This is a genomic window from Azospirillum agricola (assembly GCF_020005195.1).
GTDB lineage: Bacteria > Pseudomonadota > Alphaproteobacteria > Azospirillales > Azospirillaceae > Azospirillum > Azospirillum agricola.
The window spans coordinates 1900184-1912879 of record NZ_JAIFZR010000005.1 but is presented as its reverse complement, the minus strand read 5'-3'; the positions used below and the strand labels follow the sequence as shown (position 1 = coordinate 1912879).

The window sequence follows — 12696 nt, the reverse complement described above, 5'->3', positions numbered from 1 at the left end:
ACCCGCTCAGTAATCCCGCTCGAAGGTCAGGCCGAAACGCGTCTCCGAGTTGGCGCCGACATCGGCCTGGGCCTTCAGGCTCTTGGTGATGTCGAACTCGACCTTGGCGCGGGTCTGGTTGGCGCCGATGCCCTGCTCGACGCCGACATAGACGCGGTCGCTGACGTAGCGGCCGGCCTGCACCGCCCCGCCCTTGCCGTCGGACCCTTGCGAGAAGTCCAGCCGGTCGACGCCGAGCCCGCGCCGCACACGGTCGAGCAAGCCGCCGCCGCTGCCGCCCACCCCGCTCAGCGCCGCCGCCGACTGCGCCAGTTGCACCGCCTCCGCAGCCCCCAGATTGGCGACCGACTTGCCGAACAGCACCGCCGAGAGAACCTCGTCCTGCGGCAGCCCCTGCGGGGAGGTCAGCTCGATCTTCGGCTGGCGCGCGGTGCCCGACACCACCACCTGGGCGGTGACGCCGTTGGCCGTCGCCTCCGCCAGCAGATCGAGTCGCGGGTCGATCGGCTGGGTGCCATCGAAATCGAAATTGCCGCGCTTGAAGGTGAAGTTCTGCGCCAGCAGGTCGAGCTGCCCCTTCTGCATGCCGAAACGCCCGGTGACCTCGGGCGCAGCCGCCGTTCCGCCAACCTTCAACTGCCCCCCCAGTTCGGCGTCGAGCCCGCGCCCGCGCACGAAGACCTGGTTCTGCGCCTCCACCGTCAGGTCGAGCGCCAGCACGAAGGGGGGGGCGGCGGCCTCGGCCGGCGTCGGGGCCGGAGCCGCGGCCGCGCCCGGCTTGCGGGGAGGCGGACGGCCGTTGGTGGTGCCGGCGGCCTGCCGCTTGCCGCGACCGACCTCCTTGACCTTCAGGTCGACGACGGTGGTCGGCAGCCGGTCGGGGATCTGGATCTCGACGCGGCGCACGCGGATCGGTCCGGCCAGCCGCGCGTTGGCGAAGCCGCCGGTGACGGTCAGGTTGGCGTTGGCCTCGGCCGTCGCCAAATCGTTCTCGACCAGCCGGGCGTTGTCGGCCTGGATCACCAGATCGAGCTGGCGGGCGGCCGGGGCGGCCGGGCGGATGACGCCGCGCGCGCCGATGGCGCCGCCGTTGCGGGTCCGCGCCTGGAAAGACTGGATGGTGAAGACGTCGCCGTCGCCGACCAGCCGCGCCTCGATGTCGCTGATCACGGCGCCCGACGCCCGGTTCTCGTAGCGCCCGCCCGACAGCACCACCGACCCGCCGAGCCTTGGCGCCTCCACCGTGCCGCTGGCCCGCACGTCGAGCCGGACGCTGCCGCGCGCCCGGTCGCCCGAGGCGGCCAGCAGGTCGTTGAGCAGCGACGCGTCGAGCGTGCCGTTCACCGCCGCCTCCAGCGCTCCCTTGGGGGGCAGGCTGACGGCGTAGCTGTCGGGATTCATCACCAGCGGCACGGCGGCGCTGGCGGTCAGCCGGCCGGCGTTGTTCTTCGTGCCGGCGTCGGCGTTGACCGACAGGCGGCGGTCGCGCCATTGGGCGGTGACGGTGGCGTCGATGCCCGGCACCCCCGCCTGGGTCGTCTGCTGGGCACGCGCGCCGGCAACCCGCAGGGTGGCGTCGGCGCGGGGGTTGCGCAGCGTGCCGCCCAGCGTGGCCTGCGCGTTGGCGGTGCCGTCGAGCTTCAGGCCGGGGTCGGCGAGGCGGGCCAGCGCCAGCGGCAGTTGCTCCAGGCGGATCTCGCCGTTCAGCCGCTCGCCGTTCAGCCCGAGATCGGCGGCCAGCCGGGCGCCGCCCGCCATGAGGTTCAGCCCGGCCACCTCGTAGCGCTGCTCGGCCAGCGTGACGGTTGCCGGGCCGGTCATGCGGATGCTCTCCCCGGCGTAGCGACCTTGCAGCCGCTCCAGTCGGATGCGGGTCATCGCGCCCTCGCGCGTCAGGTTGCCCCCGAGATCGAGGCCGATGGGATCCGCTCCGGCACCGGTCGCCGCCGCCTGGAACGCCGCCCTGGCCAGCGAACCGTCAACGCTGGCGGTGACGCTGGCGAGATCGTTGCCGGCCGCCGCGCCGTCGTTCAGCTCCAGCCTCGCCTTGCCCGACGGCGTGCCGAGCACGTCGGCGACCTCGGCCGTGGCGGTCAGGCGGCGGGCGGCCAGCAACGGACCGCCCTCCCCCTCCACCCGCAGGTTGCTGGCGTTGGCGCTCAGCGTCGCCGCCTGCTTGCCGCCCTTCCCGTCGAGCGCCAGGGTGAAGCCGGCCCCGCCGTCCAGCGGCACGCCGGCCAGTTCGGAAAAGCTCTTCAGGTTGGGGAGATTGCCCTCCAGCCGTCCGGTCGCCAGCAGGGTTTCGAGCGCCACGACCAGTTCACCGCCGATGCGGTTGCCGCCGGTGGCAACGGTCAGGTTGGACAGCCGCAGCGTCTGCCCCTGCATCGCGTAGGCGCCGTCGAGGGTCAGCGGCGTGCCGTCAAGATGGGTGCGGACCGCCAGCGTCCCATTGGGACTGGCCGGCAGGCCGACGGCGCGCGCCTCGATTTCGGTGGCGCCGAGCCGGCGCTCCTGCACGACGAGGTCGCGGGCGCGCAGCGTGGCCTGCGCCTCCAGCTTGTCCATCGGCCCGCGCGCCGTCGCGTCGAGCGTCAGCGAACCGGCCATCGGCGTGCCGACCGCCTCGCCGACCGGCGCCAGCGCGTTCAGCTCCAGCCTGGTCTTGGCGTCGACCACGCCCGCCACCAGCGCGGCGCTGCCGGTCAGCCGTCCGTTGCGGCCGTCCAGCGCCAGCTCGTTCAGCCGCATCGCGCCGTCCGGCTCCATCGCCAAAGCCGCCTTCAGCGCCGCCGCGTCGCCCAGCACCGCGTCGGCCGGCGTGCCGGTCGTCAGGCGGTCCAGGCGGCCGGACAGCTCAGCCGACAGCGAGCCGTCGGCCTTGCGGCGCAGCGGCCCGGCGAGGTTCACGGCGCCGCCGAGCGGACGACCGGCGAGCGCGGACAGCGGTTCCAGATCGTCGGCGGCGAGCGACAGGGTGAGGTCCGCCACCTGTCCCCAGCCATCCACGCCGCCCTGGATGGCGGCCTTCGCGGCGGCGGCGGTCAGGGTCAGCGCCTCCAGCCCGACGCTGCCCCGGCCGGTGTCGATGCGCGCCCGGCCGTCGAGCACGATCTCCGGCCCGGCAAGCCGGGTCACGGTGGGATCGCCGGTGGTCACCTCGCGCAGCCTCGCGGTCAGCGCCACCACCAGCGCGTCGAGCGGCCCCTCGGCCGAGCCGGTCACCATGCCGTCGCGCCAGGACACCGCCGGCACCAGCGCGTGCAGCGCCGAATCCGGTCCCGCCGTCACCGACCAGCGCAGCCCCAGCCGCTTGCGGTCGGGCGACACCGTGCCCTCCAGGCTGGCCTGCCCGGCGGCGGCGGTGATCGTGAGTGGCCTGATGGTCAGCGCCCCGTCCGGCGCCACCAGCAACGAGACATTCAGCGCAGGCTGCGGCCCGACCAGCGGAGCCGCCGCCGGACCGGCCAGCACCGCGACGTCGCCCCCGGCGGCCAGGGTGACGGCGTGCCCCTCCGGCGTCGCCCGGATGGCGGCGTCGGCGGTCAGGTCGACGGCGTTGTCGGCGCGGGCGGTCAGCTTGCCCTTCCAGTCGTCGAGCGATCCGTCGCCGTCCAGCGACAGGGCGACCGGCGGCAGGCCGGGAATCGCCAGCGTGCGGGCGATCACCCCGCCTTGCGGCTCGGACGCCTTGGCGGCGAGGGTCAGAATCTTGCGCGAGGGGGCGAAGGCGACGGTGACGTCGGCCTGCCCAGGCTTGTCGTCGATGCGCGCGACCGACAGGCGGCCATCCAGGGCGGAACCGCCGGCGTCCAGGGCGGCGGAACCGTCCAGCCGCAGGGTTGCGGCCTCGCCGAGCAGCGCCTCGCCGAGCCGCAGTTCATCGACCGCCAGACGGTCGAGCCGGATGCCGACCGGCAGCTCGGGCAGCAGCGAGGCGGTGGGCTGGTCGGTCGGCGGCGGCGGGGCCGGCTGGGTGGTGACGGGCGCGCGCTCGACCGCGATGCGGGCGGCCTCCAGCGTCTCGATCCGGACGGTGCGCGCCAGCAGGGCCGAGGGCGACAGCGCGACATGCACGCGCTCCAGCGTCAGCCACGTCCCCTGCGTGTCGGCCATCGCGACGCTGGCGATGGTGAAGTCGAAGGGCAGGCGTCCCTCGATGGCGCCGAGCGTCAGCCGCTGGTCGGGCGAGGCGACGGCGTTCTCCACCGTGGCCGTCAGCCAGCGCCGCCCCGATTCGCTCTGGAGCCACAGGGCGCCCGCGCCCACCGCGACCACCACCAGCAGGACAAGCACGGCCAGACCGACCAAAAGAACCCGCAACGCCTTCACCACCCACACCCCTTCGCGATTCCGGCGCGCGCGGCGCCGCACCCTCCTCAACCGGCATACGGTCCGACCCTCTCAAGGAAATCGGGCGAAACTGCGGTCAGAAGGCCTGCCCCAGGCTGAGGTAGAGCTGCCAGCGCGGATCACCCTTGGGCGGGTTCAGCGGAACGCCGACATCCACCCGCAAGGGACCGAAGTCGGTGTAATAGCGCAGCCCAAGCCCGGCGCCGACGCGCAAAGGCTGTGAGAAATCGGGGTAGGCGCTGTCATAGACGGTGCCGGCGTCGACGAAGGGCACGACGCCGATGGTCTCCGTCACCTTGACGCGGACCTCGGCGCCCAGCTCCAGCAGCGAGCGCCCGCCCGACGGATCGTCGAAGCGGTCGCGCGGCCCGGCCTTCTGGAAGCCGTAGCCGCGCACCGACCCGCCGCCGCCGGCGTAGAAACGGTGGTCGGGCGAAATCTCCGACAGCGAGGCGCCGATGATGCTGCCCACCCCCAGACGCGCCGCCGCGACGTAGCGTCCATCCTTGGCGAGATCGTAATAGTAGGACCCGTTGAACTGGATCGCTGTGAAGGGCGACCGGCTGTCGCCGCCGGCCGGGAACCACGGAATCACCTGGAGCGAGGCGCGCTCGCCCTTGGTCGGGTTCAGCAGATCGTCGGCGCCGTTCCACGCCACCCCCAGCGGCACGCCGACATAGGCGGTCTGGTAGGTGGTGTCCTCCGTCTTGACCCGTCCGCGCTCGCCGGACACGCCGTAGGACACGGTCAGCCGGTCGTTGATCTGACGCTCCAGCTTGGCCGACAGCTCGGTGGCGACGCGGCTGTAGGCCGGTGGCTGGTCGTTGGCGACCTGGAAGTCGATGACCAGCGACTGCTTCACCGCCAGGAAGTCGGGCTTGCGGAAATTCACGGAAAAGCGCAGGTCGGGCAGGTCGTTGCTGGTGCTCGACGATCCACCGGAGCCGCCGGCGACCCGACCGACCTCGACGCCGAGCCGCAGCCGCTCCGCCCCGCCGAACAGGTTGCGGTGTCCCCAATAGGCCGAGGCGCCGACGCCGTCCTGGGTCGAATAGTTGACGCCCGCCCCGATGAAGCGGCGCTTGCGCTCGGCCACCGTGACGATGACCGGGGTCACGCCGTCCGGTCCCGGTTCCTCGGCCAGCCGGACGCGAACGGTGTCGAAAACCTCCAGCTTGGCGAGATCCTGGCGCGCCCGGTCGAGCGTCGCCGGGTCGTGGACGCCGCCCTCGGCCCAGCCGAGCCGCCCGCGCACCAGCGATTCGTCGACGTCCTCCAGCCCCTCGATCCGCGTGGCGCCGTAGCGCACGCGCGGACCGGACTCGATGGCGTAGGTCACGTCCATGGTCCGGTCGGAATGATCGACCACCACCTGCCGGTCGGCGACCTTGGCGAAGGCGTAGCCGTCGCGCCCCAGCCGCCCGAGCAGGGTTCCCTCGGCGTCCAGCACCTTCTGCGCCAACGCCGGCTCGCCCGCGACCAGGCCCAGCCCGTCGGCGCTGGCCTCCACCGGCAGGGGCGCCCCGCCGGCCCCCTCGATGCGGACCGTCTTGAAGCCGTAGCGCGGCCCCGGCGTGATCGCGACGGCGACCCTGGCCGGCTGCGCGGCGCCGTCGATGCGGATGTCGATCCGCCCGTCGTAGTAACCGGCCGAGCGCAACGCCGCCTGCAACCGGTCGCGGTCGGAATCGGCCCGCCGCTCCAGCCCGAGGATCGAGGGCGGCGGATCGCCCTTCAGCTCGACCAGCGACGAGGCGTCGTTCAGCGCGCCGCGCAGACCCTCGTCCTCGACGCCGGTGATCTCCACCTCGTAGGGGATGCGGGCCTCCGGCGGCTCCTCCCCGGCGGCGGGAGGGGCGGCGGGGGCGGCGTCCTGGGCACGGCCATCCTCCGCCGGCCCGAGCAGGAGCGCGGCGGCGAGCATCAGCGGTGGCAGGGAGGAAGCGAAAGCGAGGCGGTTCATCGCAGGCAATGTAAGAGCGAACGACGCATGGCTCCATCCCGGAAATTCGCGCTAGGCCGAAGGGCACGGCGCTTGCCTTTTTGACGCAGACGACTATATTGCGCCGCAACAGTTTCCCCGACAGCGCCCACCGAAGACTTTCGGCGGGCCTTTTTGTTTGTTGGCGGTGTCGTGCCGCGTGTCGGGGGTGCCATTGCGAGACCAAGGCTCCATGAATCTCCGAAACGTCGCCATCATCGCCCACGTCGACCACGGCAAGACCACGCTGGTCGATCAGCTCCTCAAGCAGGCCGGTTCCTTCCGCGAGAACCAGCAGGTCGCGGAGCGCGCCATGGACTCCAACGATCTGGAGCGCGAGCGCGGCATCACCATCCTCGCCAAGTGCACGTCGGTCCTGTGGAACGACCTGCGCATCAACATCGTCGACACCCCCGGCCACGCCGACTTCGGCGGCGAGGTCGAGCGCATCCTGTCGATGGTCGACGGCGTCGTCCTGCTCTGCGACGCGGCCGAAGGCCCGCTGCCGCAGACCAAGTTCGTGCTTGGCAAGGCCCTGAAGCTCGGCCTGCGCCCGATCGTCGTCATCAACAAGGTGGACCGTCCCGACGGCCGTCCGCACGAGGTTCATGACGAGGTGTTCGACCTCTTCGCCTCGCTCGACGCCTCGAACGAGCAGCTCGACTTCCCGACCCTGTTCGCCTCGGGCCGCAACGGCTGGGCGACCACGGACCTGGAGAACGGCGCCCGCGAGACGCTGACCCCGCTGTTCGAGCTGATCCGCGACCACGTCCCGGCCCCCAAGGTCGAGGAGGACGCACCCTTCGCGATGCTGGCGACGACGCTGGAAGCCAACCCGTACCTGGGCCGCATCCTGACCGGCCGCATCCAGACCGGCACCGTCAAGGTCAACATGGCGATCAAGTCGCTGAGCCGCGACGGCAAGCTGATCGAGAACGCCCGCGTCAGCAAGGTGCTGGCCTTCCGCGGCCTGGAGCGCGTTCCGGTGGACGAGGCGCACGCCGGCGACATCGTCGCGCTGGCCGGCCTGACCAACACCACGGTCGCCGACACCATCTGCGCGCCGGAGCTGACCGAGCCGCTGAACGCCCAGCCGATCGACCCGCCGACCCTGGCGATGACCTTCTCGGTCAACGACAGCCCGCTGGCCGGCCGCGAGGGCGACAAGGTCACCAGCCGCATGATCCGCGACCGCCTGTTCCGCGAGGCGGAAGGCAACGTGGCTCTGCGCATCTCCGACACCGAGGGCGGCGACGCCTTCGAGGTGGCGGGCCGCGGCGAACTCCAGCTCGGCATCCTGATCGAGACGATGCGCCGCGAGGGCTACGAGCTGGCCATCAGCCGCCCGCGCGTGCTGTTCAAGACCGATCCGCTCAACGGCCAGCGTCTGGAGCCGATCGAGGAGGTCGTCGTCGACGTCGACGAGGAGTTCTCCGGCACGGTCGTGCAGAAGATGGCCGAGCGCAAGGCCGACCTCATCGAGATGCGCCCGTCGGGCGGCGGCAAGACCCGCATCGTCTTCCACGCGCCCTCGCGCGGCCTGATCGGCTACCAGGGCGAGTTCCTGACCGACACCCGCGGCACCGGCATCATGAACCGGCTGTTCCACGGCTACGCCCCCTACAAGGGCACCATCGCCGGCCGGCGCACCGGCGTGCTGATCTCCAACAGCGACGGCACCGCGGTGGCCTACGCGCTGTGGAACCTCGAGGATCGCGGCCCGATGCTGATCGATCCGGGCGTTCCGGTCTATCAGGGCATGATCATCGGCGAGCACACCCGCGGCAACGACCTCGAGGTCAACGTCATCAAGGGCAAGCAGCTCACCAACATCCGCACCACCAGCAAGGACGAGGCGGTCCGCCTGACCCCGCCGATCCAGATGACGCTGGAGCGCGCCCTGTCCTACATCGGCGACGACGAGCTGGTGGAGGTGACGCCCAAGTCGATCCGCCTGCGCAAGCGCTACCTCGACCCGAACGAGCGCAAGCGCCACTCGCGCGCCGCCGAGGCGAGCTGATTTGAGCCCCTCTCCCCTTGTGGGAGAGGGGTTGGGGTGAGGGGGCGCACGCTTTCTTCCGCCTGCGGCGGAATCCCCCTCATCCCAACCCTTCTCCCGCAAGGGGAGAAGGGCTTAAGTTTGCATCCCCATAGAAAGCACCCAGGCACCCGAAGGACCCCCGACGCATGGCGATGGCGACCGACGCGAAGTCCCCCGGCTCCCCGTCCCTATCCCCCCGCCGCCTTCTCTCGCGCATCGGTCCGACCGGCTTTCTCGCCTTCCTTCTCGCGATCCTGATCGCCGTTCCCATTTTGGCGGTCTTCGCGCAGTCCTTCACGTCCACCGGCGACCTGTGGAGCCACATGGCCCACACCGTCCTGCCGGATTACATCGCCAACACGCTGATCCTGCTGGGCATCGTCGGATCGGCCACGCTGGTCACCGGCACCGCCTGCGCCTGGACGGTGACGATGCACGATTTCCGCGGCCGCACCCTGCTGCAATGGCTGCTGCTGCTGCCGCTCGCCATGCCGGCCTACGTCATGGCCTACACCTACACCGACTTCCTCCAGTTCGCCGGCCCGGTGCAAAGCTGGCTGCGCGCCACCTTCGGCTGGCGGCGCGGCGACTACTGGTTCCCGGAGATCCGCAGCGCCTGGGGCGCCGGGCTGGTGCTGGCCTCGGTGCTCTACCCCTACGTCTATGTCCTGGCCCGCGCCGCCTTCCTCGAACAGTCGGTCTGCGTGCTGGAGGCGGGGCGGACGCTCGGCTGCTCGGCCTTCGGCGTCTTCCGCCGCGTCGCCCTGCCGCTGGCCCGCCCAGCACTGGTCGCTGGTGTCGGCTACGCGCTGATGGAGACGCTGGCCGATTTCGGCGCCGTCAGCTATTTCGGCATCGACACCTTCACGGTCGGCATCTACCGCACCTGGTTCGCCGTCCACAGCCCGACGATGGCGGCCCAGCTCGCCGCCGTGCTTCTGCTGTTCGTCCTGGCGCTGGTCGGGTTGGAGCGTCTGTCGCGCGGCAGGATGCGCTTCCACCAGACGACCAGCCGCTACCGCGCCCTGCCCGCCCCGCGCCTGTCGCGGCGCGGCACCGCCGTCGCCTGGGCCGTCTGCCTGACCCCGGTCTTCTTCGGCTTCCTGCTGCCCGGCGCGGTGCTGATCCGCATGGTGCTGCGCGGCGAGACCGAACTGACCCTGGCGCGCTTCACCGATCTGGTCGCCAACACCGTCATCCTCGGCGCCAGCGGCGCGGCCCTTGTGGTCGGCACGGCGCTGCTGGTGATCCACGGGGTGCGCCATGACCGCAGCCGGCTGGCCATCGGGGCGGTGCGCCTCGCCTCGCTCGGCTACGCCACGCCCGGCACGGTGATCGCCGTCGGCATCCTGCTCGCCGTCGGGCTGCTGCACGATTGGGCCGGCTGGTCGGTCGGCACGCTGCTCGGCAGCACCATCGTCGGCATCCTCTACGGCTATCTGATCCGCTTCTTCGTCGTCGCCTACGGCCCGCTGGAATCCGGCTTCGCCAAGATCGGCCCCAACCTGGAGGGCGCCGCCCGCTCGCTCGGCCACAGCCCGTTCCAGGTGCTGCGCCGGGTGCATCTGCCGCTGCTGCGCCCCAGCCTGCTGAGCGCCGCCATGCTGGTCTTCGTCGACATCTGCAAGGAGCTGCCGGCGACGATGATCCTGCGCCCCTTCAACTTCGACACGCTGGCCATCGAAGCCTTCCGCATGGCCTCGACCGAGCGGCTGGACGACGCCGCCCTGCCGGCGCTGGTCATCGTGCTGGTCGGCTTGGCTCCGGTCATCTATCTGAGCCGCACCATCGCCGCGTCGCGCCCCGGCCACGGCGGCTGACGCCTTTCCAGACTGCAAAAATTGGAGTGATTCCAAGCTCGACGCGACCTCTTGCAAATGATATCCATTTGCACCAGATGTGAGACCGCTTCGCAGTCCGGGAGTAAATCATGTTCGCCAGGAAGATCGCCGGCTTGACCTTCGCGTTCGGCGCCTTCGCCGCCGCCTCGGTCCAGGCGCAGGAAGTCAACGTCTACAACTCGCGCCACTACAACACCGACCGTGCGATCTATGAGACCTTCACCAAGGCGACCGGCATCAAGGTCAACATCATCGAGGGCAACCACGACGAGCTGATCCAGCGGATCAAGTCGGAAGGCGCCGGCAGCCCGGCCGACCTCTTCATCACCGTGGACGCCGGACGTCTCGCCGCCGCCGCGAAGGAGGGCTTGCTCGCCCCGGTCACCTCGCCGACGCTGGACGCCATCAAGGTCCCGGCCAACCTGCGCGATCCCAACGGCGCCTGGTGGGGCCTGTCGACCCGCGCCCGCATCATCGTCTACGCCAAGGACCGGGTGAAGCCGGAGCAGATCAAGGACTACGAGGATCTCGCCAAGCCGGAGTGGAAGGGCCAGGTCCTGACCCGCAGCGGCACCCACCCCTACAGCCTCGCCCTGACGGCTTCGATCATCGACGCGGACGGCGAGGAGAAGGCGGAAGCCTGGGTCAAGGGCCTCGTCGCCAACCTCGCTCGCCCGCCGCAGGGCGGCGACACCGACCAGATCAAGGCGGTGGCCGTCGGCGAGGGCGATCTGGCACTCGCCAACACCTATTACGTCGGCAAGCTGATCACCTCGGCCAAGCAGGAGGACCGCGCGGTCGCCGAGAAGATCGGCGTGATCTTCCCCAACCAGGGCAACCGCGGCACCCACGTCAACCTGTCGGGCGCCGGCGTGGTGAAGACCTCCCCGAACGCCGAGAACGCCCGCAAGCTGCTGGAGCATCTGCTGAGCCCCGAGGCCCAGCGCATGTTCGCCGACGGCAACATGGAATTCCCGGTCAACCCGGCGGTGAAGCCGCACCCCGAGCTGATCAAGCTCGGCGACTTCAAGGCGGCCGACGTCAACGCGGCGTCCTTCGCCGACCACACCCCGCAGGCGCTCCGCATCATGGACCGCGCCGGCTGGAAGTGACATGGTGGCGGCCCCGCGTTGCACGACGCGGGGCCGCTTCGTTTTCGCAGCGATTCCCAGGCCCGACCGCAACCGATGACCGAATTCTCCGCCCCCACCGTCGTCCTGACCGGCATCACCCACCATTACGGCCGCCACAGGGCGGTCGACAACGTCTCGCTCAGCGTCTCCCCGCGCGAGGTGGTCTGCATCGTCGGCCCGTCGGGCTGCGGCAAATCGACCCTGCTGCGGCTGATCAGCGGGCTGGAGACGGTGCAGGCCGGCACGATCGCCGTGGGCGGAACGACGCTGGCCACGGCGGAGCGCTCGCTGCCGCCGGAAAAGCGCCCGGTCGGCATGATGTTCCAGGATTTCGCTCTGTTCCCGCATCTGACGGTGGCCGGCAACATCGCCTTCGGCCAGACCGACAGGCCGCGCGCCGAGCGCAACCGGCGCGTCACCGAACTGCTGGAGCTGATGGGGCTGGCGCGCTACGCCGACGCCTACCCGCACACCCTGTCGGGCGGCCAGCAGCAGCGCGTGGCGCTGGCCCGCGCCATGGCCCGCGACCCGCAGGTGCTGTTGCTCGACGAGCCCTTCTCGGCGCTGGACGAACAGCTCCGCCGCTCGGTGCGCGGGGAGGTCGTCCGGCTGATCCGCGCGTCGGGCATCGCCACCATCGTCGTCACCCACGACCCGGAGGAGGCGATGGAGATCGGCAGCCGCGTCGTGGTGATGGAGGCCGGCCGCACCGTCCAGACCGCCACCCCGCTGGATCTCTACCGCAACCCGGCCAACAGCTTCGTGGCCCGCCTGTTCGGCGAGGTCAACCGCTTCGAGGCGACGGTCGAGGACGGGCATCTGACGACCCCGCTCGGCCGCTTCGCCACGCCCGCGCTGGAGAGCGGCACCCGCGTCGAGGTCGCCTGCCGCATCGAGGACATGGCGCTGGCCCCGCTCGGCGAGCGCCCCGACGCCGTGCCGGTGCGGGTCCGGCACGCGAGCTTCCTCGGCGCCTCGACCCGCATCTGCCTCGCCCTTCCCGGCGGGGACGGCGGCCCGGAGGTCCACGCTCGCCTGCCCGGCCATGTCGACGTCAAGCCCGGCGAGGAACTGGCCGCCGTGGTGGACGCCAAGCGGGTGATGCTGTTCCCGGCGGTGTGAGCGGAAACCGGGTCAGGCCCGCCCGCTCTCCCGTTTGATCTCCGGCTTCTCGCCCATCTCGTCCCACTTCCTCTCGACCGGCTTGTCGGGATCGCCCGATGCCTTGCCGGTCTCCTCGACGAGCTTGTCCTCGATGCGCTGCGCGGCGTCGGACGGGGCGTCCTGCTTGCGGTCGGCCATGGCGCGTCCTCCTTCTGGTCGTTGACGGAGGCTTCAACAGCGCCG

The 12696-nt window shown here is 71.2% G+C and carries 7 protein-coding genes; 4 read left to right on the top strand and 3 right to left on the bottom strand.

Annotation, left to right across the window (positions count from 1 at the left end):
* Positions 1 to 6 precede the first annotated feature (6 nt).
* Together JN22_RS24050 and JN22_RS24045 are read right to left on the bottom strand one after the other, a co-directional pair.
* Entirely contained in the window at positions 7 to 4335 is a 4329-nt protein-coding gene (locus JN22_RS24050; RefSeq protein WP_223677865.1) for a translocation/assembly module TamB domain-containing protein, read from the bottom strand.
* A gap of 94 nt (positions 4336 to 4429) precedes the next feature.
* Positions 4430 to 6316, bottom strand: coding sequence for an autotransporter assembly complex protein TamA (locus tag JN22_RS24045; RefSeq protein ID WP_085556294.1), 1887 nt, complete (start codon positions 6314 to 6316; stop codon positions 4430 to 4432).
* A gap of 211 nt (positions 6317 to 6527) precedes the next feature.
* Between JN22_RS24045 and typA the strand changes: the two genes are divergently transcribed.
* From typA to JN22_RS24025, 4 genes are all read left to right on the top strand, one after another.
* Positions 6528 to 8354 (top strand): translational GTPase TypA, encoded by a 1827-nt coding sequence (gene typA / locus JN22_RS24040; RefSeq protein ID WP_085556293.1) that lies wholly within the window; start codon positions 6528 to 6530, stop codon positions 8352 to 8354.
* A gap of 167 nt (positions 8355 to 8521) precedes the next feature.
* The gene (locus tag JN22_RS24035; RefSeq protein WP_085556292.1) at positions 8522 to 10195 is read left to right on the top strand and encodes an ABC transporter permease; all 1674 of its coding nucleotides are present in this window, start codon (positions 8522 to 8524) and stop codon (positions 10193 to 10195) included.
* Between the two features lie 110 nt (positions 10196 to 10305).
* Positions 10306 to 11328 (top strand): Fe(3+) ABC transporter substrate-binding protein, encoded by a 1023-nt coding sequence (locus JN22_RS24030; protein ID WP_085556291.1) that lies wholly within the window; start codon positions 10306 to 10308, stop codon positions 11326 to 11328.
* A gap of 75 nt (positions 11329 to 11403) precedes the next feature.
* Complete coding sequence (locus JN22_RS24025) at positions 11404 to 12471, top strand: ABC transporter ATP-binding protein (protein ID WP_085556290.1); 1068 nt, start codon at positions 11404 to 11406, stop codon at positions 12469 to 12471.
* A gap of 12 nt (positions 12472 to 12483) precedes the next feature.
* Here JN22_RS24025 and JN22_RS24020 read toward each other — a convergent pair whose 3' ends face one another.
* Entirely contained in the window at positions 12484 to 12651 is a 168-nt protein-coding gene (locus JN22_RS24020; RefSeq protein ID WP_179166215.1) for a hypothetical protein, read from the bottom strand.
* Between the last annotated feature and the right edge of the window lie 45 nt (positions 12652 to 12696).